22 protein-coding genes are annotated in these 24,097 nt (G+C 71.4%); 9 read left to right on the top strand and 13 right to left on the bottom strand.

Going from position 1 to position 24,097, the window contains the following annotated elements:
- Positions 1-212 precede the first annotated feature (212 nt).
- The gene (locus ACWCQM_RS30070; protein ID WP_450918234.1) at positions 213-4,919 is read right to left on the bottom strand and encodes an Lhr family helicase; all 4,707 of its coding nucleotides are present in this window, start codon (positions 4,917-4,919) and stop codon (positions 213-215) included.
- Between the two features lie 102 nt (positions 4,920-5,021).
- On the opposite strand from ACWCQM_RS30070, the gene ACWCQM_RS30065 reads away from it, so the two are divergent.
- Genes ACWCQM_RS30065 through ACWCQM_RS30055 form a run of 3 tightly spaced genes read left to right on the top strand, consistent with a single transcriptional unit; the run spans position 5,022 to position 6,986 of the window.
- A complete protein-coding gene (locus ACWCQM_RS30065) occupies positions 5,022-5,882 on the top strand; it encodes an AraC family transcriptional regulator (protein ID WP_450918233.1) in 861 nt (286 codons plus the stop codon).
- Between the two features lie 10 nt (positions 5,883-5,892).
- The gene (locus ACWCQM_RS30060; RefSeq protein WP_450918232.1) at positions 5,893-6,684 is read left to right on the top strand and encodes an AzlC family ABC transporter permease; all 792 of its coding nucleotides are present in this window, start codon (positions 5,893-5,895) and stop codon (positions 6,682-6,684) included.
- Positions 6,681-6,986, top strand: a complete 306-nt coding sequence (locus ACWCQM_RS30055) for an AzlD domain-containing protein (protein ID WP_450918231.1) — start codon at positions 6,681-6,683, stop codon at positions 6,984-6,986. The genes ACWCQM_RS30060 and ACWCQM_RS30055 overlap by 4 nt, the downstream gene beginning before the upstream one ends.
- Before the next feature lie 11 nt (positions 6,987-6,997).
- On the opposite strand, the gene ACWCQM_RS30050 is transcribed toward ACWCQM_RS30055, so the two are convergent.
- A complete protein-coding gene (locus ACWCQM_RS30050) occupies positions 6,998-7,930 on the bottom strand; it encodes a hypothetical protein (RefSeq protein ID WP_450918230.1) in 933 nt (310 codons plus the stop codon).
- 79 nt (positions 7,931-8,009) lie between these two features.
- On the opposite strand from ACWCQM_RS30050, the gene ACWCQM_RS30045 reads away from it, so the two are divergent.
- The 4 genes from ACWCQM_RS30045 to recX all read left to right on the top strand — a co-directional run bounded on the left by ACWCQM_RS30045 (position 8,010) and on the right by recX (position 11,786).
- Complete coding sequence (locus ACWCQM_RS30045; protein ID WP_450918229.1) at positions 8,010-8,204, top strand: DUF3046 domain-containing protein; 195 nt, start codon at positions 8,010-8,012, stop codon at positions 8,202-8,204.
- 362 nt (positions 8,205-8,566) lie between these two features.
- A complete protein-coding gene (locus tag ACWCQM_RS30040) occupies positions 8,567-9,691 on the top strand; it encodes an AI-2E family transporter (RefSeq protein WP_450918250.1) in 1,125 nt (374 codons plus the stop codon).
- Between the two features lie 268 nt (positions 9,692-9,959).
- Positions 9,960-11,090: a recombinase RecA gene (recA, locus tag ACWCQM_RS30035; protein ID WP_450918228.1), complete on the top strand. Its 1,131-nt coding sequence runs from the start codon at positions 9,960-9,962 to the stop codon at positions 11,088-11,090.
- 3 nt (positions 11,091-11,093) lie between these two features.
- A complete protein-coding gene (recX, locus tag ACWCQM_RS30030) occupies positions 11,094-11,786 on the top strand; it encodes a recombination regulator RecX (protein ID WP_450918227.1) in 693 nt (230 codons plus the stop codon).
- A gap of 126 nt (positions 11,787-11,912) precedes the next feature.
- On the opposite strand, the gene ACWCQM_RS30025 is transcribed toward recX, so the two are convergent.
- The 9 genes from ACWCQM_RS30025 to ACWCQM_RS29985 all read right to left on the bottom strand — a co-directional run bounded on the left by ACWCQM_RS30025 (position 11,913) and on the right by ACWCQM_RS29985 (position 19,466).
- On the bottom strand, positions 11,913-12,629 hold the full coding sequence (locus ACWCQM_RS30025; RefSeq protein ID WP_450918226.1) for a DUF6197 family protein: 717 nt from the start codon (positions 12,627-12,629) through the stop codon (positions 11,913-11,915).
- 363 nt (positions 12,630-12,992) lie between these two features.
- Entirely contained in the window at positions 12,993-13,400 is a 408-nt protein-coding gene (locus ACWCQM_RS30020; protein ID WP_450918225.1) for a rhodanese-like domain-containing protein, read from the bottom strand.
- Complete coding sequence (locus ACWCQM_RS30015) at positions 13,397-14,104, bottom strand: cysteine dioxygenase (protein WP_450918224.1); 708 nt, start codon at positions 14,102-14,104, stop codon at positions 13,397-13,399. The genes ACWCQM_RS30020 and ACWCQM_RS30015 overlap by 4 nt, the downstream gene beginning before the upstream one ends.
- 75 nt (positions 14,105-14,179) lie before the next feature.
- On the bottom strand, positions 14,180-14,266 hold the full coding sequence (locus tag ACWCQM_RS30010) for a putative leader peptide (protein ID WP_311605579.1): 87 nt from the start codon (positions 14,264-14,266) through the stop codon (positions 14,180-14,182).
- Positions 14,267-14,298: 32 nt separating this feature from the next.
- Positions 14,299-15,933 carry an FAD-dependent monooxygenase gene (locus ACWCQM_RS30005; protein ID WP_450918223.1) on the bottom strand — a complete coding sequence of 545 codons (1,635 nt, stop codon included), beginning with the start codon at positions 15,931-15,933 and terminating at the stop codon, positions 14,299-14,301.
- A 189-nt stretch (positions 15,934-16,122) separates the two neighbouring features.
- Positions 16,123-17,034, bottom strand: a complete 912-nt coding sequence (locus ACWCQM_RS30000) for an amino acid ABC transporter permease (protein WP_450918222.1) — start codon at positions 17,032-17,034, stop codon at positions 16,123-16,125.
- Positions 17,031-17,699 carry an amino acid ABC transporter permease gene (locus ACWCQM_RS29995; RefSeq protein ID WP_073748088.1) on the bottom strand — a complete coding sequence of 223 codons (669 nt, stop codon included), beginning with the start codon at positions 17,697-17,699 and terminating at the stop codon, positions 17,031-17,033. Before ACWCQM_RS29995 ends, ACWCQM_RS30000 begins: the two co-directional genes overlap by 4 nt.
- Positions 17,700-17,774: 75 nt before the next feature.
- The gene (locus tag ACWCQM_RS29990; RefSeq protein ID WP_450918221.1) at positions 17,775-18,617 is read right to left on the bottom strand and encodes a glutamate ABC transporter substrate-binding protein; all 843 of its coding nucleotides are present in this window, start codon (positions 18,615-18,617) and stop codon (positions 17,775-17,777) included.
- Between the two features lie 63 nt (positions 18,618-18,680).
- Positions 18,681-19,466: an amino acid ABC transporter ATP-binding protein gene (locus tag ACWCQM_RS29985; protein WP_450918220.1), complete on the bottom strand. Its 786-nt coding sequence runs from the start codon at positions 19,464-19,466 to the stop codon at positions 18,681-18,683.
- Between the two features lie 398 nt (positions 19,467-19,864).
- Here ACWCQM_RS29985 and ACWCQM_RS29980 point away from each other — a divergent pair, with 398 nt between their 5' ends.
- Positions 19,865-20,557 (top strand): response regulator transcription factor, encoded by a 693-nt coding sequence (locus ACWCQM_RS29980; RefSeq protein WP_073748091.1) that lies wholly within the window; start codon positions 19,865-19,867, stop codon positions 20,555-20,557.
- A gap of 15 nt (positions 20,558-20,572) precedes the next feature.
- A complete protein-coding gene (locus ACWCQM_RS29975) occupies positions 20,573-21,967 on the top strand; it encodes a sensor histidine kinase (protein WP_450918219.1) in 1,395 nt (464 codons plus the stop codon).
- Between the two features lie 19 nt (positions 21,968-21,986).
- Here ACWCQM_RS29975 and ACWCQM_RS29970 read toward each other — a convergent pair whose 3' ends face one another.
- Positions 21,987-22,985 (bottom strand): TAXI family TRAP transporter solute-binding subunit, encoded by a 999-nt coding sequence (locus tag ACWCQM_RS29970; RefSeq protein WP_450918218.1) that lies wholly within the window; start codon positions 22,983-22,985, stop codon positions 21,987-21,989.
- A gap of 107 nt (positions 22,986-23,092) precedes the next feature.
- Positions 23,093-24,010, bottom strand: a complete 918-nt coding sequence (locus ACWCQM_RS29965; RefSeq protein ID WP_450918217.1) for a YceI family protein — start codon at positions 24,008-24,010, stop codon at positions 23,093-23,095.
- Positions 24,011-24,097 lie beyond the last annotated feature (87 nt).

The following is a 24,097-nucleotide window of genomic DNA, read 5'->3' as shown; positions in this document are numbered from 1 at the left end:
GAGGTGGACAGCCTCTTTTTTGATCGGGGGGCGGGCGGCCCGTGGACCGTGATGTGGCGGATGGGCTCCCTCGGGCGCCGCCCCGTGCCGCCCCGTGCCGTCGGCCCCTGTCGCCGCCCCGTGTCGCCTCGGACCCGTCCCGTGCCGCCTGGTGCCGTCGGTCCGTGCCGCCGTTCGTGTCGGCCCGTGTCGCCGTTCCGTGCGCCTCACTCCTACGCCCGCAGCCGCAGACCGCGCGGTGTGGCCAGGAAGCCGGCGGCCTCCAGGGTGCGGCCCAGCGGGGAGGTGAGGGAGGACGCGCCATTGGTGCGCTCCACCGTGACCGTGCCGAGCTTCCCCGCGCGGGCCGCCGACGCGAGCGCCTCGGCCGCCGCGTGGAGTGCGGGGTCGGACGGATCGGTGGGCCAGGCGAGCAGCGACTTCCCGCCGCGCTCCATGTAGAGCGTGAGCTCGCCGTCCACGAGCACGACCAGAGCGCCCGCCTTGCGGCCCGGCTTGTGTCCCGCGCCGTCCGGCGATTCCGGCCAGGGCAGGGCGGCACCGTACGCGTTGGCCGGGTCGGCGGCCGCGAGGACCAGCGCGCGGGGAGCCGAACCGGGGTCCGCCCGGTCGCGGGCCGTCGAGGCCGCCCTGAGCCGGTCCACGGCGCCGTCCATCGCGAACTGGGCCGCTCCCAGGCCCTCGACGACATAACCGCGGCGCGCCTGACCGCTGTCCTCGAACGCGGCGAGCACGCGGTAGACCGCGGAGAACCCGCCCTCGACGCCTTCGGCCTGCACCGCGCCCCGGGTCACCACGCCGTGGCGGTCCAGGAGTGTCCTGGCCCGGGCATGGGCACGATGGGTCGGCTCCGGCTCAGCCGGGGGCAGCAGCGACCAGCGCCCCGACACGGTCGGGGGGCCGGTGCGCGAGGAGGGACGCGCCGCCGCGGTCAGTGACCCGTAACGGCCGCGCGGCACGCTGCGTTTCGCGCGGTGCGCGGTGGACCCCGCCGTGCGCCCCGAACCGAGGAGCGAACGCAGCGGGGCGAGGGTGTCGTTGGTGAGACGGCCCGACCAGACCAGGTCCCAGAGGGCGTCGGCGAGTTGGGGATCGGTGCAGTCGGGGTGGGTCGTCGCGCGGACCTGATCGGCGATCTGCCGGAAGAAGAGCCCGTACCCCCCGGCGAGGACGGTCAGCAACGACTCGTGCAACGCGGTCTGTTCCAGCGGGAGGGGCGGCGGAAGCAGGAGTGGCGCGCTGTCGGCGAGATAGACCGAGAGCCAGCCGTCCTTGCCGGGGAGTGCGCCCGCACCCGCCCAGACGATTTCACCGGTGGTCGTCAGCTCGTCGAGCATGGCGGGGGTGTAGCCCATGACACGGCTCGGCAGGACCAGCTTCTCCAGGGCGGACGCGGGGACCGGCGCGCCCTGCAACTGCTCGATGGCGCGGGCCAGTCCGTCGATACCACGCAGGCTGTTGTCACCGAGGTGCTGCCACTGGGGGAGGAAGCCGGCCAGCGCGGCGGGCGGGACGGGCTCCAGCTCCTGGCGCAGCGCGGCGAGCGAACGGCGCCGCAACCGCCGCAGGACCGTGGCGTCGCACCACTCCTGGCCGATGCCGGCCGGATGGAACTCGCCCTGGACCACGCGCCCCGACGCGGCGAGCCGCTGCAGAGCCCCGTCCGTGACGGCGGTGCCGAGACCGAAGCGCTGAGCGGCCCGCGTGGTCGTGAACGGGCCGTGCGTACGCGCGTATCGGGCGAGCAGGTCGCCGAGCGGGTCCTTGACCGGCTCGGTGAAGGCCTCGGGAACGCCCACCGGAAGCGCGGTGCCCAGCGCGTCGCGCAGCCGGCCGGCGTCCTCGACGGCCGCCCAGTGGGCGGCTCCGCCGATACGGACCTGGATGGCCCTGCGGGCCGTCGCCAGCTCCGGCGCCCATCCGGGCCGCGCACCCCGCTCCGACAGCTCGGCGTCGGTCAGGGGACCGAGGACGCGCAGCAGATCGGCGACACCCTCCGTGTCCTTGATCTTCCTGTCGTCGGTCAGCCACTGCAGCTCCCGCTCCAGCTCGCCGAGGACATCGGCGTCGAGCAGCTCGCGCAGCTCCGCCTGTCCGAGCAGCTCGGCCAGCAGATGGGAGTCGAGCGAGAGGGCTGCCGCCCGCCGTTCGGCGAGGGGCGAGTCACCCTCGTACAGGAACTGCGCGACATAGCCGAAGAGCAGCGAGCGGGCGAACGGGGACGGTTCGGGAGTGGTCACCTCGACCAGCCGGACGCGGCGTGCCTCCAGATCGCCCATCAGCTCCGTGAGACCCGGGACGTCGAAGACGTCCTGGAGGCATTCCCGGACGGCTTCGAGAACGATCGGGAACGAGCCGAACTCGGAGGCCACCTGGAGCAGCTGGGAGGCGCGCTGGCGCTGCTGCCAGAGGGGGGTCCGCTTTCCCGGACTGCGCCGCGGCAGCAGCAGGGCGCGGGCCGCGCACTCACGGAACCGCGAGGCGAACAGCGCGGATCCGCCCACCTGCTCGGTGACCGCCTGGGCGATCTCCCCCTTGTCGAAGACCACATCGGCGGCGCTCACCGGGGGCTGCTCGCTGTCGTACCCGGCAGCGGGGAAAGCGGCAGGACCGGAAGCGCCGCCCCCGGCTCCACCGCCGCCCTCCGCCTGCACGGGGTCGAAGTCCAGAAGGTCGAGACCCATGAGATCCGCGTCGGGCAGCCGCAGCACGATGCCGTCGTCCGCGTGCATCACCTGGGCGTCCAGGCCGTACCGCTCGGCGAGGCGCGCGGACAGGGCGAGCGCCCACGGGGCGTGCACCTGGGCGCCGAACGGCGAATGCACCACGATCCGCCAGTCGCCGAGCTCGTCCCGGAACCTCTCGACGAGGATGGTCCGGTCGTCGGGGACATGACCGCAGGCCCGTCGCTGCTCGTCGAGGTACGACAGGATGTTGTCCGCCGCCCAGGCGTCCAGTCCGGCGGCGAGCAGCCTCAGCCTGGCGTCCTCGGCGGACAGCCCGCCGACCTCCCGGAGGAACGCGCCCAGCGCACGGCCCAGCTCCAGCGGGCGGCCCAGCTGGTCGCCCTTCCAGAACGGCAGCCGGCCCGGGACCCCGGGGGCGGGCGACACCAGGACCCGGTCCCTGGTGATGTCCTCGATCCGCCAGGACGTGGTGCCCAGGGTGAAGACGTCGCCGACCCGCGACTCGTAGACCATCTCCTCGTCCAGCTCACCGACGCGTCCGCCGCCCTTCTTCGGGTCGGCGCCGGCCAGGAAGACCCCGAAGAGCCCCCGGTCGGGAATGGTGCCCCCCGAGGTGACGGCGAGCCGCTGGGCGCCGGGCCGGCCCGTGACCGTGCCGGAAACGCGGTCCCACACCACCCGGGGGCGCAGCTCCGCGAAGGCGTCCGAGGGATAGCGCCCGGCGAGCATGTCGAGCACCGAGGTGAAAGCGGACTCGGGGAGCGAGGCGAACGGGGCGGCACGCCGGGCCAGGGCCAGCAGGTCGTCGGCCTGCCAGACGGCGAGCGCCACCATGGCGACGATCTGCTGGGCCAGCACGTCCAGGGGATTGGACGGGACCCGCAGGGCCTCGATGGCGCCCTCGCGCATCCGCTCGGTGACGACGGCCGCCTGCACGAGGTCACCCCTGTACTTGGGGAAGACGACGCCCGTGGACACGGCGCCGACCTGGTGCCCGGCGCGCCCCACGCGCTGGAGGCCCGAGGCGACGGACGGCGGCGACTCGACCTGGATCACCAGGTCGACCGCGCCCATGTCGATGCCCAGCTCCAGACTCGAGGTGGCCACCACCGCGGGCAGCCGGCCCGCCTTGAGGTCCTCCTCGACCTGGGAGCGCTGCTCCTTGGAGACCGAGCCATGGTGCGCGCGGGCGAGGAGGGCGGGAGCCCCCTTCGCGGCCCCGGACTGAGCCATGATCTCGGCGGGGGAGTGCGCCTCGGGCAGCGGCTCTCCCGTCCCCGTCCGCTCCTCGAAAGCGCTGCCGGTCGCCCGCTCGTAGCCGATCTCGTTGAGCCGGTTGCACAGGCGCTCCGCCAGCCGGCGGGAGTTCGCGAAGACGATCGTGGAACGGTGCGACTGCACGAGATCGGCGATCCGCTCCTCGACATGCGGCCAGATCGACGGCTTCTCGGCCTGTCCCCCCTCGCCCTCGGTGGCGGGGGAACCGCCCAGCTCACCGAGATCCTCCACCGGCACCACGACGGAGAGATCGAACTCCTTCGCGGACGGAGGCTGGACGATCTCCACCTTCCGCTGAGGCGACAGGAACCGGGCCACCTCGTCGACCGGGCGGACCGTCGCCGACAGGCCGATACGCCGCGCCGGGCGCGGCAGCAGCTCGTCCAGACGCTCCAGGGAGACCGCGAGGTGCGCGCCCCGCTTGGTCCCCGCGACGGCGTGCACCTCGTCCACGATCACCGTCTCGATCCCCGCCAGGGCGTCCCGGGTGGAGGACGTGAGCATCAGGAACAGCGACTCGGGGGTGGTGATCAGGATGTCCGGGGGCTTCGTCGCCATGGAACGGCGCTCCGCCGGAGGGGTGTCACCGGAACGGATACCCACCCGCACATCGGGCTCGGGCAGCCCCAGACGCACCGATTCCTGGCGGATCCCGGTCAGCGGTGACCGCAGATTGCGCTCCACGTCGACCGCGAGCGCCTTCATCGGCGACACGTACAGCACACGGCAGCGCTTCCTGGCCTCGGCGGGCGGCGGCACGGCGGCGAGCCGGTCCAGCGAGGCGAGGAAGGCGGCGAGGGTCTTGCCCGATCCGGTCGGCGCGACGACCAGCACGTCCGAGCCCTCGCCGATGGCACGCCAGGCGCCCTCCTGCGCCGCCGTGGGCGCGTCGAAGGCTCCCGCGAACCAGCCGCGGGTGGCGGGCGAGAACGAATCAAGTGCGGAACGGGCCATGCCCCCCATCGTGCACCCCGCCACTGACAACGGCCGGGAACGTGCCCGCCGCCCACCTGCCTGAACTGCGGCAACCCACGCGGACCTGCGACAATGCCGGACATGGCAGCCGGCGGGACGCGGGAATGGGCGAGGCACTGGCAGTACGCGGAACTGCCCGACCTCGATCTGCTCCGTGCCCGCTACGTCCGCCACACCTTTCCCCGGCACAGCCACGAGGGCTATGTCTTCGGCTCGGTCACCAGCGGGGTCGAGGACGTCGGCCTCCCCGGCGGCACCGTGCACGCGGGACCCGGCACGGTCGTCATGATCAACCCGGAGGTGCCGCACACCGCCCGCGCCGGAGTGCCCGACGGGTGGGTGTACGCCACGCTCTACCCGTCCGCCCAGGTGGTCAACGACATCGCGGCCGAAGTGACGAGTCTGCGCGGCACGGTCGGCTTCGACGAGACCATCGTGCGCGACCCCCACGCTTCCCGGCTGATCACCGAGGTCCACCGGGCTGCCGAGGAGGGCAACGCCCTGGCCGCCGACAGCCTCCTGCGGGTGATGGTCGTGCGACTGCTCGACCTGCACGGCAGCGTGCTGCCGACCAGGGCGCCACACGCCGCCGGGGCCCGCGACGCGGCGGAGGCGCGCGCCGCTCTCGAGGCGCGGATGGAGAACCCGCCCACCCTGGTGGCGCTCGCCGCAGAGCTGGGAACCAGCCCGTTCGCGCTCCTGCGGGCCTTCAAGAAGCAGTACGGCATGCCCCCGCACACCTGGCTCACCGACGCCCGGGTGCGCCGCGCCCGGCGCATGCTCGACGCCGGGACCGCACCGGCCGAGGCCGCCGCCGCTGTCGGCTTCACCGACCAGCCCCATCTCAACCGTCACTTCACCCGGATCGTCGGAGTGCCTCCGGGCGCCTACCAGCGCGAGCGTGCAAGAACGTACAAGACCGGCACGGATCTCTCCCCGTAGCGTTCCGGGCGTGGCAGAACAGACAGCACCCCCTCAGAACACCGGCGCCCCCGGCGCGCCGGTCGCGGGACCGGAGAAGCCGGACGCCGCGGTGGTCCGGGACGCACTCGGCGTGGGCATAGCCGTGGGTCTCTCCGGCTTCGCCTTCGGCGTGACCTCGGCGGGCTCCGGACTGACCCTCCTCCAGACCTGCGCGCTCAGCCTCCTCGTCTTCACCGGCGCCTCCCAGTTCGCCCTGGTGGGGGCGCTCGCGGCCGGCGGCAACCCCTACACGGCGGCGGCCGGGGCATTCTTCCTGGGCGTCCGCAACGCCTTCTACGGGCTGCGGCTCTCGCAGCTCCTCGCCCTGCCGCGGGCGCTGCGCCCCCTGGCCGCCCAGTGGGTCATCGACGAGACGACCGCCGTCACCCTGCCCCAGCCCACCCGGCGCGCGGCCCGCATCGGGTTCACCGTCACCGGGCTCACCCTCTACGTCCTGTGGAACCTGACCACACTGGTGGGCGCGCTCGGCGCGGAGGCACTCGGCGACACCGACGCCTGGGGTCTGGACGCGGCGAGCCCCGCGGTGTTCCTCGCCCTGCTCGCACCGATGCTGAAGAGCACCACGGAGCGCGTCACGGCGGGGCTCGCCGTCCTGCTGGCGCTGGGCCTCCTGCCGGTGCTGCCGGCGGGCGTGCCCGTACTCGTGTCCGCGCTCGCCGCTCCCCTCGTCCTCTTCCTGAAGGGCTGGGACAAGGGGCGCGGCAAGGGCCCCGACGGCATCGCGACCGAAGCCACTGTGACGGCCCGGGAGGGCCGATGAACATCTGGATCGCCATCGGGCTCACCGCGGCCGGCTGCTACCTCGCGAAGCTCCTCGGGCTGCTGGTCCCCGCCGGAGTGCTGGAACGCCCCCTGGTGCAACGGCTCGCGGCGCTCCTGCCGGTGGCGCTGCTCGCGGCCCTCACCGCGCAGCAGACCTTCGGCGACGGGCAGCAGCTGATGCTCGACGCGAGGGCGGCCGGACTCGGGGCGGCGGCCGTCGCCCTCGTCCTGCGGGCCCCGTTCCTGGTCGTGGTCGGTGCCGCCGTCGTGGTCACCGCAGTGGTCCGCGCCCTGCTCTGAAGCCGGACGGATCAGTCCGCCGCCCCGGCCCGGCCGAGGTCGCGCCCGTACGCCCGCAGCGTCCTCAGAGCCCGCAGCGTCACGATGGGACGGCCCTCCAGGGCCGTTCCGGGAGCCCACTGACGCCAGTTGACCGGCCAGCCGCCGTCCTCCTGCTGCCCGGCGGCCAGATGATCCAGGGAGCGTTCCATCTCGCCCTCGCTGAACCAGCGGCGGGCGAGGGACCCGGGGTCCCGGGCGTAGTCGTAGGCGAAGTGGTGTTCCCCGGGGGCGTAACCGGGGGCCACCGGACAGTCCGCGCGGTGCCGCGGGTCCAGCACCACCAGCCGCTGCTCACGGACCAGTTGCCCCAGCCGGTCGGCGGCGGCTTCGGCACGCGCCCGGTCCGGGACACCGTCCAGGAAGGCGACGGCCGCCTCGATCTCGTACGGATGGGACTGCGTCAGTGAGTCGACCGCGGCCCAGCAGAAGTCGGTGGCCCGGAACAGCCAGGCGTGCCAGACCTGATTGCGGTGCAGCACCCCGACGACCGGACCCGTCGCCAGCAGCTCCGCCGGCGGGTCGTCGACGACGGGGATGAAGGGCGCGGCGGGGTAGCCGCGCTGCGAGGGGTGGAGCGCGGGCAGAGCGCCTTCCCTGGTCGACACATCGGTGAGATAGCGGCAGATCCGCTCCACGCGCAGACCGCCGCACCGTCCGATCGAGTCGAGGACGCTCAGCGCGTGAGCGGTGTGCAGCGGCTGGCTGACGGGGCCCCGGACATCGGGTTCGAGTGCGTGGCCGTAGCCGCCGTCGTCGTTCAGATAGGCGGCGAGCGCGGTCTCGACGGGGTCCGCGCCCCCTTCCAGGAAGAGATGGGCGAACCGCCGCTGTTCGAGGACGCGTGCGGTGAGCCAGATGAACTGCTCGGCGCGGGCGAGGGGATGTGCTCCGGTTCCAGCCATGGACCGACCGTAGAGGGGAAAGAGCCGCCCGCAGGCCCTCCCGGCCCGGCTGCACTCTCAGGAGCGGGATACTGAGGGCATGCGGTTGACGATTTTCTGGGAACGGATGGCGGATCACTTCGGCGAGGCGTACGCCGACTCCTTCGCGCGCGACCACGTCATGGCCGAACTCGGCGGCCGTACGGTCCACGAGGCCCTGGCCGCGGGCTGGGAGGCCAAGGACGTGTGGCGCGGGGTCTGCACGGCGGTCGGAGTGCCCTCGGACAAGCGCTGAGCCGGGCGCCGACGAGCGACTGAGCCGATTACGGCAGGGGTTGCGACGTGCGCCGGCATGGGCGGCGTCTGTCGGCTGCGACGTGCGTCGGCATGGGCTGCGGCGTGCTGTGACGGGTGCCGCGAAGCGCGGTGGGGGCGCCGCAACGGGCGTCGGCGAGCGCGGCCACGTGCGCCCGCCGGGGCCGCGCGGAGTAGTCCCGTGAAGTCGGCGGCGCCCGTGGGTGCTGGGCCGTCGCAGCGGTGAGCGAGACTTGTCCCGTGGCACCGACAGACGAGACCGCCCAGACCCAGCCGCCCGCCTCACCGCCCGTCCCGCCGGCCGCTCCACCCAATCCGCCGCCCGGCAACGGTCCCGTCCGCATGCCCGGCTGGCTGCCCCGCGCCGTGGTCATGACCCTCGCGCTCTACGCGTGCTTCCAGCTCGGCAGCTGGGCCTTCGACCAGCTCATCGGGCTGCTGACCAACATCCTCATCGCCTTCTTCCTGGCGCTGGCGATCGAGCCCGCCGTCAGCCGCATGGCAGGCCGCGGGATGCGACGGGGCTTCGCCACCTTCCTGGTCTTCCTCGCCGTTCTGATCGCCGGGGTCGGCTTCGTCGTCCTGCTCGGCTCGATGCTCGCGGGCCAGATCGTCGACATGGTCGAGGAGTTCCCCAAGTACCTCGACTCGGTGATCAACTGGGTCAACCAGACCTTCCGCACCGAGCTCTCCAGGGTCGAGGTGCAGGACAGCCTGCTGCACTCCGACTGGCTCCAGAAGTACGTGCAGAACAGCGCGACCGGAGTGCTCGACGTCTCCACGACCGTGCTCGGCGGGCTGTTCCGGCTGCTCACGATCTTCCTGTTCTCGTTCTACTTCGCCGCCGACGGCCCCCGGCTGCGACGCGCGCTGTGCTCCGTGCTGCCGCCCGCCCGGCAGGCCGAGGTACTGCGCGCCTGGGAGATCGCGGTCGACAAGACCGGTGGCTACATCTACTCGCGCGGGCTGATGGCGCTGATCTCCGGCGTCGCGCACTACATCCTGCTGTTGGTCCTCGGTGTGCCCTACGCACCGGCGCTCGCGGTCTGGGTCGGTCTCGTCTCGCAGTTCATCCCCACGATCGGCACCTATCTGGCCGGTGCGCTGCCCATGCTGATCGCCTTCACCGTCGACCCCTGGTACGCCCTGTGGGTGCTCGGCTTCGTCGTGGTCTACCAGCAGTTCGAGAACTATGTGGTGCAGCCGAAACTCACGTCCAAGACGGTCGACATCCACCCGGCCGTCGCCTTCGGATCGGTGGTCGCGGGCACCGCGCTGATGGGCGCCGTCGGTGCGCTGATCGCCATTCCGGCCGTGGCGACGCTCCAGGCGTTCCTGGGCGCGTACGTGAAGCGTTACGCCGTGACGGACGACCCGAGGGTGCAGGGCGGCCACCGCCGCTGGCGCCGGGGCGAGCCGGTGCTGACGAGGATCCGCCGCGCGGTGAACGACAGGCGCCGGAGCTGAGGCGGACGGCGGCGGGTGGTGATCCCCGCCGTTTCATTGACTTGATCGCTTCCGACTGCTATAAGCCGCTACTCTCGGCTGTGTCGGCCCGGCGTGGCGCGCTTGACACTAAAATCGAACATCCATTCTCATGGAATTCCGGCCGGGTTTTCCCGGGCCCGACCGTGGAGTTGTCCACAGGCCGGGAGGACGTCGAGGCCCATTGTCAGTGGCAGGGGTTAGCGTCTGTGACGTGAAGCGATCGACTCAAGCAAATCGGGTGGAACCCATGGCAGGAACCGACCGCGAGAAGGCGCTGGACGCCGCACTCGCACAGATTGAACGGCAATTCGGCAAGGGCGCGGTGATGCGCCTCGGTGAGCGGCCGAACGAGCCGATCGAGGTGATCCCCACCGGGTCCACCGCGCTCGACGTCGCGCTCGGCGTCGGCGGCCTCCCGCGCGGCCGAGTGGTGGAGGTGTACGGACCGGAGTCCTCCGGTAAGACGACGCTGACGCTGCACGCCGTGGCGAACGCGCAGAAGCTCGGCGGCTCGGTGGCGTTCATCGACGCGGAGCACGCTCTCGACCCGGAGTACGCGAAGAAGCTCGGCGTCGACATCGACAGCCTCATCCTCTCGCAGCCCGACAACGGCGAGCAGGCGCTGGAGATCGTGGACATGCTGGTCCGCTCCGGCGCCCTGGACCTGATCGTCATCGACTCCGTCGCGGCCCTGGTGCCCCGTGCGGAGATCGAGGGTGAGATGGGCGACTCGCACGTGGGTCTGCAGGCCCGCCTGATGAGCCAGGCGCTCCGTAAGATCACCAGCGCGCTCAACCAGTCCAAGACCACCGCGATCTTCATCAACCAGCTGCGCGAGAAGATCGGTGTGATGTTCGGCTCCCCGGAGACCACGACCGGTGGCCGGGCGCTGAAGTTCTACGCCTCGGTGCGTCTGGACATCCGCCGGATCGAGACGCTCAAGGACGGCACCGACGCCGTGGGTAACCGCACGCGCGTCAAGGTCGTCAAGAACAAGGTCGCGCCGCCGTTCAAGCAGGCCGAGTTCGACATCCTCTACGGCCAGGGCATCAGCCGCGAGGGCGGCCTGATCGACATGGGAGTCGAGCACGGCTTCGTCCGCAAGGCCGGTGCCTGGTACACCTACGAGGGTGACCAGCTCGGCCAGGGCAAGGAGAACTCCCGCAACTTCCTCAAGGACAATCCCGACCTCGCCAACGAGATCGAGAAGAAGATCCTGGACAAGCTCGGTGTGGGAGTCCGTCCGGAGGACGCGGCGGCGGAGCCCGCGGCGGATGCGGCGGCCACCGCGGGGGCCTCGGCCGACGGTGCTGCGAAGTCGGTGCCCGCTCCGGCGACCAAGGCCAAGACCGCCAAGGCCGCAGCGGCCAAGAGCTAGGCCGTGACGCGTCGCACGGAGTGGCCGGGCGCCGACACCGGTGCGGACCCCGGCCCCCAGTTCGCCGCAGAGATCTCCGAGGATCAGCCTGAGCCCGGTCGGGGGGCCGGGTTCGGCGAGGGAGCGGGCCGTCGTTCCCGCTCCCGTTCCAGGAGCAGCGGTTCCCCCTCCTCGTCGAGGGCCGAGAAGGGGGAACCGCGAGACCCGGTCGAGCAGGCGCGGAACATCTGTCTGCGACTGCTGACCGGGACCCCGCGGACGCGAAAGCAGCTGGCGGACGCTCTGCGCAAGCGGGAGATCCCCGACAAGGCGGCCGAGGAAGTGCTGTCCCGGTTCGAGGACGTGGGCCTGATCGACGACGCGGCGTTCGCGGACGCCTGGGTCGAGTCCCGGCACCACGGCAGAGGGCTCGCCCGACGCGCCCTCGTGCGGGAGCTGCGTACCAAGGGCGTCGATCCGACTGTGATCGACGAAGCGGTCGGGCAGCTCGATCCCGAGCAGGAGGAGGAGACCGCCAGGGAGCTCGTAGCGCGAAAGCTCCGCTCCACCCGGGGGCTGGACCGCGACAAGCGCCTGCGCCGGCTCGCCGGAATGCTCGCCCGCAAGGGATACGGGGAGGGCATGGCTCTGCGCGTGGTGCGCCAAGCGCTCGAGGCGGAGGGGGAGGACACGGAAGGGCTGGACGAGCCGTTCTGAACGGGGGACGGGGGACAGGGACAGGGCACGGGGGACGGAGCGCGAGAGGACCGGAGCGGGACGGGCATGTGAACGGCCGCGCGGCGGCGGTGGTGGAGGGGGCCACCGCCGGCGGACGGTCCGGGCTCAGTGCCCGGCCAGGGACGCCCGCGTGATCGTGGCGTCGATCAGGGCCAGGGCATCTGCCGCGGTGCGGCCGGGCTCCCGGTTCCAGGGGCCGATCAGTCCGGTCCAGCCCTGGGAGCGCAGCTCGGTGATGAGCCAGGCACCTGCCCGGTCCACGGTCTCCAGCGAGCCGTAACCGAGCCGGTGCGCAGTCAGCATGGCCCCGCAGAGGCAGCGCGCACCTCGCGCGTTGCGCAGACGGTACGGGGTGTTCTGCCAGCCCCACTCGGTCAGGATGCGCCGCGCATGGCCGAGATGAGTGGAAGGGCGCACATCGGGCTGCCCGATCCGGCGCCACGCATGCAGACGCTCGGGCAGTACGGCGCCGAGCCGCCCGGGGAGCGGACGCTCAGGGGGCGGCGGCGCGGGCAGCGTCCGCAAGGACTCGTCGATGAGCCGGTCGACGGGCATGGAGAGCAGATTCCGCCAGTCGGCAGGGGCCGCGGGCCGCGCTTCACCGTCCGGTACGGGCGATGGTGCCTCGCCGTCCGGTAGGCACGGCGATACATCACCGCCGGGTACAGGCGGCGATTCCCCGCCGTCCGGTACGGCGGGCGGGTGGGCGGGCTCCTCGACGGTGTGGTCCCAGCCAGTGACGATGCGTTGCCAGGCGTCCGTCGCGTGCAGCCGGGAGGCTTGCGCGTCGAGCTGGTCCGGGGTGAGCTGAGCGGTATCCATCGGCGCGACATCTCCGTACATTCCGGTCCTCAGTGATGAGGCGAATGTCCGTCGCGCGAGGCGATTGCTCCACCGGGGAGCAGCGTTCGGGTGGGTCGGGGGCGCATTCGGGGCCGGTCACCACCGCACCGCCGACGGAAGGGGCGGCGGTGGTGGGGAGGCCGGACAACGGGACGCCGGCTGCGGACCCGCCGGTGGCCGGCTGCGTCAGGCCGGCGGCCCAGCGGCTGCCGGCCTGACGCGTGGAAGCCGTGTGCGCTCTGACAGAAAGTGACGGGGAAGTCGTGTGCTCCCCGTCAGCGAGCGACGGGGGAGCCGTGGGCCCCTCTGCCAGAGGGCGACGGGGAAGCCGCGTGCTCCCCGTCAGAGGGCGACCGGGAGTCCGGCCGTCCGCCATGCCTGGAAGCCGCCGGTCAGATCCGTGGCCCGGTGCAGTCCCAGCTGGTGCAGGGAGGCGACCGCGAGGCTCGACGCGTAACCCTCGTTGCAGATCACCACGACCCGCAGATCGTGGCCGACCGCCTGCGGGGCGCGGTGGCTGCCGCGAGGGTCGAGCCGCCATTCCAGCTCGTTGCGCTCCACGACCAGCGCCCCGGGGATCAGGCCGTCCTTCTCGCGCAGCGCCGCGTAGCGGATGTCGACCAGCAGCGCTCCCTCGGCGGCCTCTGCGGCCGCCTCCTCGGGACCGATCCGCTCGTAGCCCTCCCGGACCCGGTCGAGCAGTTCGTCGATGCCCACCGGCTCGGGGCGGTTCCGGTCCTCGCCGCTCACTGCCAGTCCTCCGGACGCTCGGTCTGCTCGAGGCGCAGCACCGCACCCGTGCGGCTGTACCTGCGGATCTGCGGCAGCGGCGGATAGTACGCGTGCACCGAGACGGCGTGGTCGTGCTCGGACTCGTTCAGCACCTCGTGCACATGGTGCTGGCCGAAGGCCCTGCCCTGGCCGGTCGCCAGCTGACGGGTCCGGTCGACGCCCTCGCTCAGTTCGAGGGTCTTCCAGCCGTCGGTGGGAAGCCGGGCGGCCAGCGAGTGTTCCCTGAGGGCGCCGGTGGCGACGGTGAACGCGCCCGTCGACTCGGCGTGGTCGTGCCAGCCGGTGCCCGTGCCGGGCGGCCAGCTGATCAGCCACGCCTCGCTGCCGCCGGGACCTTCGAGCCGCAGCCAGGTGCGCCCCTCCGGGTCGAGCGGGAGAGAGGCGACGAGCTCGGCGTCCTCCGCGGTCCGCCGGACGAAATCGAGCAGTTCGGCGACGGTCGGCGCGGGGCCGCCCGTGCTCTCGGTCGCCGGAGCGACGGCGCCCGCTCGGCCGGCCGTCGCAGCGGCAGAGGCGGTGTCGAGAGGGCTCGCGGCAGCCGAGGCGGTATCCACGGCGGTCGTGGCCGCAGGGCCGGTGCCGTCGGCGGATGCGGATGCCGACGGGGACGCGGATGCCGAAGGGGACGCGGGCGTGGGCAGGGAAGGGGAGGGTGCAGACACAGGGACCGTCCTGAGAAGTTCGCGTGGAAGCACAAGCGCGCGCGGAAGACAGCGCGGCGTGCCGAAGGAAGCGAGTCAGCAGGACGGGCGACACACGCAGCCCGCATAGCGGACGAGGTCCATATGGACCCTCCGCCACAGGCGCACATCGGTGTCGGTCATGATCTGGAGTACACCATGTGCGCCTGCGGCGGTCAATTGACGTCCGCGGTCCTGTCGGAGCTCGCGGTGGTACGCGCCCCGTCCCCGCGCGCCGTGTCCGTGCCACCGCCGCGCGCCGCGTCGGCCGCCGCGAAGAGCTCCGCGGGGCGCACCCCGTTGAAGGCCGCCACGAGATGCCCGTCCGGCCTGACCAGCAGGACCGTGTGGGCCGTGGCGCCCGGATAGCTCTCGGTCACCAGGAGTTCGGCCTTCACGGGGAGGGCGTCCACGGCTTCGACGAGCCGGGGCATGACACCCGCGGTCAGCCAGTGCCGCCGGTCCCACACCCCGGTCCCGGGTGCGACCAGAATCACCAGCAGGGGCCCCCGGCCCAGCCGCTCACGCAGGCGTACGGCCGTCCCGTCGGGCGCCGTCACCCGCACATCGGCGACCGGCGCACCTGGCGCCGTCCCCACCGAGGCATGTCCATCGGCGCTTTGAGGCGAAAGGGGGGAGTGCGTGTACGACGGGGGTGCGCCCAGCGGCCCGCATCCCAGATGCCCGTCGGCCAGCAGCGTGTCGTGCCCCCGTGTGCTCCCGGGCATCAGCGTCCTCAGGCCCCCGCCGCCCCGCAGTATCGGCAACGACTGGTCGGCCGCGCGGAGCCTGGACGCGACCGCCGCCCTGCGCTCGGCCTGGTAGCTGTCGAGCAGCAGTTCGGAGGCTCCCTGGTGCCAGGCCTGCGCCAGCTTCCAGGCCAGGTTCTCGGCGTCCCGCAGCCCCTCGTCCACGCCCTGGGTGCCGAGCGCGCCCAGCAGATGGGCGGCGTCCCCCGCCAGGAAGGCACGCTTCGACCGCCACCTCCTGGCCAGCCGGTGGTGGAGCGTGTAGACGCCGGTGTCCAGCAGTTCGTAGGGCGGCGTCTCACCGCACCAGCCCTCGAGCGTGTCGCGGATCCGGGTGATCAGGGCATCGGGGGTGACCAGCTCGCCGCGCGGGGGAAGGAGCCAGTCCAGCCGCCAGACCCTGTCCGGCAGCGGTCGCGCGGTGACCTCGGCGCCACCGGTACGCCAGGGCGGGGCGCGATGGAGCACGGCCTCGCCGGGCCAAGGAAGTTCGGCGCGCAGCGCGGCGACGGCGTGCCGCTCCACCGCCGTACGGCCGGGGAACCGGATGTCCAGCAGCTTGCGCACGGTGGACCGGGCGCCGTCGCAGCCCACGAGGTAACTCCCGCGCCACCAGGTCGATCCCGGCTCCCGGGTGTGCACCGTCACCCCGTGCGCGTCCTGCTCCAGGGTGTCGACCCTGCTGAACGGCACCATGCTGACCAGGTCCTGCGCGGCCACTGCGGCCCGTAGCCCCCGGGTGAGCGCGTGCTGGGGCAGATGGACGGGCGAGGGCAGCGGTACGGTGCCCTCCTCCTCGCCCAGTGGCACGGCCCGTACCAGCTGCTTGCGGCGGACCGAGCGCCAGCCGGCCCAGCGCAGGCCCTCGTCGCGCAGTGCGGGACAGTCCAGGCGTTCCATCAGGTCGGCGGTGTCCTCGCGCAGCACGACGGTGCGCGCGGGACGGGGTTCCTCCTTGCCCGGTCCCTCGTCGAGCAGGACGGAGGGAACACCCTGGGCGGCCAGGGCGAGCGACAGCGACAGGCCGACCGGCCCGGCGCCGACGACGATCACCGGGTCCACGGTGTGATCCCTCCGGCGCCGGTCGTCGGGGTCGAGGGAGAGGCGAGGGTTGCGGCGGCGGTTGCTCGGAGCGGGATCACCTGACGTATGCAACCCACTGGCGGTGCATGCGTCAAGTGACCCAGGAACGTGGCGGGGGGCGCGGCGTGATCGCCGCGCCCCTCGCTCGTGGACAGTTCCGACCGTACGTCAGACCTGGTCGCTGCCACCGGTTTTCGTCGCAGGCGCCTCGATCATCTCGAGGCCGCCACCGGGCGCGGCGCCGACGACCGCGCCGGTGCTCTTCTTGCCGCGCCGGAGCCGCCGCTCCAGCCAGCTCGCGAGAGAGGTCAGGGCGAAGTTCAGGGCGAGGTAGATCACCGCGATGATCGTGAAACACGCGATGGTGTTCGACCCGTAGTTCGCTGCCATCGGCCGGACCGAGGCGAGCAGTTCCGGGAAGCTGAGCACCGCGCCACCGAGGGCGGTGTCCTTCACGATCACCACGAGCTGGCTGACGATGGCCGGGAGCATGGCCGTGACTGCCTGCGGCAGCAGCACGAAGACCATCGTCTGGCCCTTGCGCATGCCGATCGCCTTGGCAGCGTCCGACTGTCCGCGGGGGAGTGTCAGGATGCCGGCCCGCACGATCTCGGCGAGGACCGAGGCGTTGTAGAGGACCAGCCCCGTCACAACCGCGTACAGCAGACGGGTGTCCGGTTCGAGGGTGGTGTACTCGGAGTAGACCGCGTTGGCGATGATCATCAGGAGCAGCACGGGGATGGCGCGGAAGAACTCCACGACCACGCCGCTCGGTACGCGCACCCAGCGGTGGTCCGAGAGCCGCCCGATGCCGAACAGCGCGCCCAGCGGCAGAGCGATGAGCAGGGCGAAGAACGCCGCCTTGATCGTGTTCTGGAAGCCCGGCCAGATATACGTCTCCCAGGCCTGGGTGTCGGTGAAGAACGGCTTCCACTTGACCCAGTCGAGCTGGTTCTTCTCGGCGAGGCCGTCGTACACCCACCACAGCACCGCCGCGGCAGCCAGCACGAACAGAACGGTGTACAGGATGTTGCGCCGCTTGGCGCGGGGCCCCTGCGCGTCGTAGAGGACGGAAGTCATCGCTTCACCGCCACCTTCTTGGCGACCCAGCCGAGGATGAGGCCGGTCGGGAGGGTCAGGATGATGAAGCCGAGGATGAACACACCCGCGATCAGCAGCAGCTGGGCCTCGTTCTCGATCATTTCCTTCATCAGGTACGAGGCTTCCGCGACCCCGATCGCCGCTGCGACGGTGGTGTTCTTCGTCAGCGCGATGAGCACGTTGGACAGCGGGTTGACCACGGACCGGAACGCCTGCGGGAGCACGATCAGTCGCAGCACCTGGGTGAAACTGAGCCCGAGGGCCCGGGCCGCCTCGGCCTGGCCGACCGGCACCGTGTTGATGCCCGAACGCAGGGCCTCGCACACGAACGACGCGGTGTAGACGACGAAGGCGAGCACCGCGAGCCGGAAGTTGATGACCTTGAAGTCGCCACCGCCCCCGAGCGTGATCTGGAGGGTCTGGAAAAGGCCCAGCGAGGCGAAGACGATGATCACGGTCAGCGGAATGTTCCGGACCACGTTCACGTAGGCGGTCGCGAAACCGCGCATCAGAGGGACCGGGCTGACCCTCATGCCGGCCAGCAGCGTTCCCCATATGAGGGAGCCGAGGGCGGAGAACACGGTGAGCTTCACCGTGATCCAGAAGGCCCCCAGCAGGTCATAACCATCAAGAAAGTCGAACACGATCTCCCGTGCTTCCGCGTGTAGGAGGGCACGGCGCGCCGCCGTTCAGCGGCGGCGCGCCCGGTCAGCCCTGCTTCACTTGACGACGTTGCCGATCTTCGGAGCTTCCTCGTTCTTGTAGCCGGCGGGACCGAAGTTCGCGTCCACGGCCTTCTGCCACGAACCGTCCGAGACCATCTTGGTGAGCGCGGCGTCGATCTTCTTCTTGAGGTCGGCGTCGCCCTTCTTCAGGCCGATGCCGTAGTTCTCGTTGGTCATCTTGAAGCCGGCCAGCTTGAACTTGCCCTTGTTGGCGTCCTGCGAGGCGTAGCCGGCCAGGATGCTGTCGTCCGTGGTCAGCGCGTCCACGGCCTTGTTCTCGAGGCCGGTCAGGCACTCGGAGTAGCCGCCGTACTCCTGGAGCTGTGCCTTCGGGGCGAGCTTGTCCTTGACGTTCTGCGCCGAGGTCGAGCCGGTGACCGAGCAGAGCTTCTTGTTGTTCAGGTCCTCGGGCGACTTGATCGTGTCGTCGTCCGCGCGGACCAGGATGTCCTGGTGGGCGAGGAGGTACGGACCGGCGAAGTCGACCTTCTGCAGGCGCTCGTCGTTGATCGAGTAGGAGGCGGCGATGAACTTGACGTCACCACGGGAGATGGCGGTCTCGCGGTCGGCGCTCTTCGTCTCCTTGAACTCGATGTCCTTGGCGTCGTAGCCGAGTTCCTTGGCGACGTAGGTGGCGACATCGACGTCGAAGCCGGTGAACTTGCCGTCCGGGGTCTTCAGACCGATGCCCGGCTGGTCGATCTTGATGCCGATGGTGATCTTGCCGCCACCTCCGGAACCCGAGGCGTCGTCCTTGTCGTCGGAGCCACAGGCGGTGGCGGTGAGGGCGAGGGCGAGCACGGCGGCCGAGGCGGCGGTGACCTTGCGAAGCTGCATGATTCTTTTCCCTGGGTTGACGCGATGTGGGTGTTCAGCCGGTGCGTGACCAGCTGTGCGGGATCAGTGGTGAAGGATCTTCGACAGGAAGTCCTTGGCCCGGTCGCTGCGCGGAGCGCTGAAGAACTGGTCCGGCGTCGCCTCTTCGACGATCTTTCCGTCCGCCATGAAGACGACACGGTTGGCGGCGGAACGTGCGAAGCCCATCTCGTGGGTGACGACGACCATCGTCATCCCCTCCCGGGCCAGCTGCTGCATGACCTCGAGCACTTCGTTGATCATCTCCGGGTCGAGCGCCGACGTGGGCTCGTCGAAGAGCATGACCTTGGGGTCCATCGCCAGCGCGCGGGCGATCGCCACACGCTGCTGCTGACCGCCGGAGAGCTGCGCCGGGTACTTGTCGGCCTGGACGCCGACGCCCACGCGGTCGAGCAGCGCCCGCGCCTTCTCCTCGGCGAGCTTCTTCTCCGTCCTGCGGACCTTGACCTGGCCCAGCATCACGTTCTCGAGCACCGTCTTGTGCGCGAAGAGATTGAACGACTGGAAGACCATGCCGACATCGGCACGCAGCCTGGCCAGCTCCTTGCCCTCCTCGGGCAGCGGCTTGCCGTCGATCGTGATCGCGCCCGAGTCGATCGTCTCCAAGCGGTTGATCGTGCGGCACAGCGTGGACTTCCCGGACCCGGAGGGCCCGATGACTACGACGACCTCGCCACGGGCGATGGTCAGATCGATGTCCTGGAGCACATGCAGCGCGCCGAAGTGCTTGTTGACGTTGCTCAGTACGACAAGGTCGTCCCCCGCGGGTGCGGCATCCTCGGCGGCCTTGGTCACTGAAACTCCGCTCATCGGCTTCTTGCTCCGTCCTCCTCGGTTAGGGAAGGACCTTAGTGACGCAGTGCTACCAACGTCATTACATCTGAGCGGAAATTGAGCATAACGATCCGGCCGCAACCGGACACACCGCGTGAACGGGACGCCACGGCGCGCTCGGAGGCGTACCGGGTGGGTAACGGAAACCTGGTGGTAACGGGCAGGGGCTTGACTGTCGTACCCGTCATCGGCGTGGATGCCCTGGTACGGGATGAAGTGAATCGTCGCCGTACGGGAAGGTTCGCCGGACTGAACACCGGTGTACGGTCACGCACGGTTCCCGGGCGCTGCCCCGTACCCCGCAGAGCCGCACGGGAACCGGGATACGAGACCGAGCCACCAGGTGGCCACAGAAGAGGCGGAGAGGGGGACCCATGAGACTGCTGCTCGTCGAGGACGACGACCATGTCGCGGCGGCCCTGTCCGCCGTGCTCGCACGCCACGGCTTCCAGGTCGTCCACGCCCGCAGCGGCGAGGAGGCCCTGAAGGCGCTGCTGCCGGCCGACAAGGAGCCCTTCGGGGTCGTGCTCCTGGACCTCGGGCTGCCCGACCAGGACGGCTACGAGGTGTGCGGGAAGATCCGCAAGCGCTCCGCGATCCCCGTGATCATGGTGACCGCGCGGTCCGACGTCCGCTCACGCATCCACGGCCTCAACCTCGGCGCCGACGACTACGTCGTGAAGCCCTACGACACCGGTGAGCTCCTGGCCCGCATCCACGCCGTCGCCCGGCGCAGGCCGTCCGGCGAGGACACCGGGCAGACCCCGCTCGCCGCCCTGCTGCTCGGCCCGGTCCGGATCGAGCTGCCCACCCGCCGGGTCAGCGTCGAGGGCCAGGAGGTCCAGCTCACCCGCAAGGAGTTCGACCTGCTCGCGCTGCTCGCCCAGCGTCCCGGTGTGGTCTTCCGCCGCGAGCAGATCATCAGCGAGGTGTGGCGGACCAGCTGGGAGGGAACGGGCCGCACGCTGGAGGTGCACGTGGCGTCGCTGCGCTCCAAGCTGCGGCTGCCCGCGCTGATCGAGACCGTACGAGGAGTCGGCTACCGGCTCGTCCAGCCCTCGGCCTGAGGACGTACGCTCCCGGTGCGCACCCGTCTGCTCCCTCTGCTCATCGTCCTGATGGCCGCCGTGCTGCTCGCGCTCGGCTTCCCCCTCGCCGTGCGGGTGGCCGCCGCGGAACAGCAGCGCGTCGTCATCGACCGGATCGACGACACCGCGCGCTTCGGCGCGCTGGCCCAGTTCGTCAGCGAGCCCGCCGGGGGCACGGACGAACGGCAGCGGACCCTGCAGACCGAACTCGAGGCCTACGACTCGGTGTACGGCATCAGGGCCGGCGTCTTCTACCGGGACGACCGCGCCCTCGCGAAGGCGCCCGCCGCCTGGTCCCTGCCCGTCGAGGGGGAGGGGCGCGAGGCGTTCCAGGAGGCACTGCTCGGCCGCCGCTCCCACGACCCGCCCCAGGTCTGGCCCTGGCAGGACGGCCGTATCGTCGTCGCCTCCCCGGTCGTACGCGACGGAGACGTGGTCGCCGTCGTGGTCACCGAGTCCCCCACCGGGGAGATGCGCTCCCGCATACTCCGCGGCTGGCTGCTCATCGCCCTCGGCGAGAGCCTGGCCATGCTGGTGGCGGTCGGTGCCGCGTTCCGCCTCACGGGCTGGGTGCTCCTGCCCGTACGGGTCCTGGACGCCGCCGCCCACGACATCGCGAGCGGCCGGATGAGATCCCGGGTCGTCGCGTCCGGAGGCCCCCCGGAACTACGGCGCCTGGCCCGCTCGTTCAACGAGATGGCCGACAACGTCGAAGAGGTCCTGGAGCAGCAGCGCGCGTTCGTCGCCGACGCCTCGCACCAGCTGCGCAACCCCCTGGCCGCGCTCCTGCTCCGGATCGAGCTGCTCGCGCTCGAACTCCCCGAGGGCAACGAGGAGATCGCCTCCGTCCGCACGGAGGGCAAGCGCCTCGCCCAGGTCCTCGACGACCTGCTGGACCTCGCCCTGGCCGAGCACGCGGCGGCCGATCTCCAGCTGACCGACATCGCCGCCCTCGCGGGCGAACGGGTCGCCTCGTGGCGTCCGCTGGCCGAGGAGAAGGGCGTACGGCTGACGCTGGAGGGGGCGCCCGCGGTGACCGGCTGGGCGGATGCCATCGCCCTCTCCAGCGCGCTGGACGCCGTCATCGACAACGCGCTGAAGTTCACCCCGGCGGGGGAGGAGGTCCGCGTGACGGCGGGCACCGACGGCCCCTGCGCCACGATCGTCGTCGCCGACCGAGGCCCAGGGCTGACCGAGAAGGAGCTGGAGCGCGTCGGCGACCGCTTCTGGCGCAGCGGCCGGCACCAGAACATCAAGGGATCGGGACTCGGGCTCTCCATCTCGCGCGCCCTGCTCGCGGCGGGCGGCGGATCGATCGGCTACGCCCCGCACGAGCCGCACGGCCTGCGGGTGACCGTCACGGTGCCGCGCGACGCTCCGCACGCCTGAGAGGGGCGCACGGGCCCCGTCAGGGCTTGGCGGAGCGGTAGTAGCGGCTGGCGCCGTCGTGCAGCGGCAGCGGATCGGTGTAGATCGCCGTCCGCAGGTCCACCAGCTGAGCCGAGTGCACCTCGCGGCCGATCCGGTCGCGGCTGTCGATCACGGTGCGGGTGAAGGCCTCGGTCATCAGCGGGTCCGTGCGGTCCGTGGTGATCAGCAGATTGGACACCGCGACCGTCTGCACGGCCTGCCCCTGCTGCGCGTCGTCGTAGGCGTCGGCGGGCATCACGGCCGAACGGTAGTAGCGGGTGGACCCGCCGACCGCCTGGAGCTCGGTGATCAGCGCGTCCTCCAGCGGCACCAGCCGGATCGCGAACTTCTCCGAGAGATCCTGCACCGCGGCGGTCGGCAGCCCGCCGGACCAGAAGAAGGCGTCGATCCGGCCGTCCGCGAGCCTCTCCGGCATCGTGTCGATCCCGGCGTGGACGGGAGTGATGTCCCCGGTCGGATCGAGGCCCGCCGCCTGCATCAGCCGGTCCGCGACGAGCAGCACCCCGGACCCCTTCTGCCCCACACCGATCCGCTTGCCGCGCAGATCGGCGACCTTCCGGATCCCCGAGTCCCTGGGCACGATCAGCTGGACGTAGTCGTCGTACAGCCGGACGCACCCCCGCAGCCGCTCGGCGCCGGGCTTCCCGCTCTGGAGGTACGTGGCGACGGCGTCGGCGGTGGCGATCGTGAAGTCGGCCTTCCCGGTCGCGACCCGCTCGACGTTCTGCTGGGAGCCCTCGCTGTTGCGGAGCCGTATCGACACCTTGGGCATGTCCTTGGCGAGGGCGCCTTCCAGCCGTTGTCCGTAGCGCTGGTAGACCCCGCTGCGTACGCCGGTGGAGAAGGTGAGGGAGCCGCTCGGCTCCTCCTCGCCGATCGGCAGCACCCACCACAGCAGCAGTCCGAGCACGACGGCGACGGCGGCGCCCCCCTGAAGGGTGCGCCGCCGACCGAAACGGGACAGTGCGTGCGGCATGGGCGCGATCCTGCCATTCGCGTGCCCGTGCTGGCCAGGGCGGACAGGTCACACGCCCGTGGGCCCACGCCTGGCGGGCGGGGCCGCGCGGGCGCTCCGCCCTTCCCTCACTCCGGGGGCGTCGGGGTGTCGGGGCCCTGGAACATGGTCTGGATGTCCAGTTCCAGCTGGATCGTCGGCCCGACGATGGCGATGCCGCGGGCGAGCATGTTGCGCCAGTTCAGGGTGTAGTCCTCGCGGTGCAGCTCGGCGGTGGCACGCGCGGCACAGCGCAGCTCCTCGCCGTAACCGCCGTTGACGGCGCCCAGGTACTGCGTGTCCAGGGAGACGGAGCGGCTGACCCCGTGCATGGTCAGCCCTCCCTGGACGGTCCAGTTGTTCCCGCCCCGGTACGCGAAGCGCCTGCTGGCGAAGTGGAGGTACGGGTAGTTCTCCACGTCCAGGAAGTCGGCGGAGCGCAGATGGTTGTCCCGGGTCTTGTTGCCCGTGGTGATGCTCGACGCGTCGATGCGGATCTCGACCTGAGAATCCTCCATGACGGGCGCGATCCGGACACCGCCCTCGAAGGTGGTGAAGCGCCCGTGCACATTGGCCATGCCGACGTGCCGTGCGATGAAACGGATCGCGGTGTGCGGCGGGTCGAAGAGCCAGGTGCCCGGGGCCGGGGGCTCCAGCTGCCGGGCCACGTCCAGCTGCACGCGGTCCATCGACAGGGTCTCGCCCGCGGCGATGGCGAACGTCCAGCTGGCGGGCTGCATGCCTTCGGCCGTCATGAGCAGGCGGTAGTCGCCGGGAGGCAGAGCCGCGACGAACAGGCCGAAGAGGTCCGTGGTCCCCTTCGCGGCCGTCCGGGCCGAATCCTGGGCCGTGACGGTGATCTCCGCGCCGCCGAGCGGCGCTCCCATCGGGTCGACGACCTCGCAGGTGACTGTCCCGGCCCCGGGAGGAACGGGATAGCTGAATCTCGTCCCACCACCACCGGAGGCCGCCTTGGATCGCCTGCCGCGGAGGAGGGAGAGGACCATCACATACACCTTTCGAGCGTGGAACGATCAGCATATGAACTGGCCGGAACGCGCCGTTCAACGCCCCCCGGGCTGAACGTCCCGCGA

This window comes from Streptomyces sp. NPDC002125 (assembly GCF_053593715.1).
This window is presented reverse-complemented; position numbering and strand designations above follow the sequence as displayed.

Coding starts and splice junctions, on each gene's coding strand:
- ACWCQM_RS30070 (WP_450918234.1), bottom strand. CDS start 4,919: ATGGCCCGTTCCGCACTTGATTCGTTCTCGCCCGCCACCCGCGGCTGG.
- ACWCQM_RS30065 (WP_450918233.1), top strand. CDS start 5,022: ATGGCAGCCGGCGGGACGCGGGAATGGGCGAGGCACTGGCAGTACGCG.
- ACWCQM_RS30055 (WP_450918231.1), top strand. CDS start 6,681: ATGAACATCTGGATCGCCATCGGGCTCACCGCGGCCGGCTGCTACCTC.
- ACWCQM_RS30050 (WP_450918230.1), bottom strand. CDS start 7,930: ATGGCTGGAACCGGAGCACATCCCCTCGCCCGCGCCGAGCAGTTCATC.
- ACWCQM_RS30045 (WP_450918229.1), top strand. CDS start 8,010: ATGCGGTTGACGATTTTCTGGGAACGGATGGCGGATCACTTCGGCGAG.
- ACWCQM_RS30040 (WP_450918250.1), top strand. CDS start 8,567: ATGCCCGGCTGGCTGCCCCGCGCCGTGGTCATGACCCTCGCGCTCTAC.
- recA (WP_450918228.1), top strand. CDS start 9,960: ATGGCAGGAACCGACCGCGAGAAGGCGCTGGACGCCGCACTCGCACAG.
- ACWCQM_RS30025 (WP_450918226.1), bottom strand. CDS start 12,629: ATGGATACCGCTCAGCTCACCCCGGACCAGCTCGACGCGCAAGCCTCC.
- ACWCQM_RS30010 (WP_311605579.1), bottom strand. CDS start 14,266: ATGACCGACACCGATGTGCGCCTGTGGCGGAGGGTCCATATGGACCTC.
- ACWCQM_RS30000 (WP_450918222.1), bottom strand. CDS start 17,034: ATGACTTCCGTCCTCTACGACGCGCAGGGGCCCCGCGCCAAGCGGCGC.
- ACWCQM_RS29990 (WP_450918221.1), bottom strand. CDS start 18,617: ATGCAGCTTCGCAAGGTCACCGCCGCCTCGGCCGCCGTGCTCGCCCTC.
- ACWCQM_RS29985 (WP_450918220.1), bottom strand. CDS start 19,466: ATGAGCGGAGTTTCAGTGACCAAGGCCGCCGAGGATGCCGCACCCGCG.
- ACWCQM_RS29980 (WP_073748091.1), top strand. CDS start 19,865: ATGAGACTGCTGCTCGTCGAGGACGACGACCATGTCGCGGCGGCCCTG.
- ACWCQM_RS29970 (WP_450918218.1), bottom strand. CDS start 22,985: ATGCCGCACGCACTGTCCCGTTTCGGTCGGCGGCGCACCCTTCAGGGG.
- ACWCQM_RS29965 (WP_450918217.1), bottom strand. CDS start 24,010: ATGGTCCTCTCCCTCCTCCGCGGCAGGCGATCCAAGGCGGCCTCCGGT.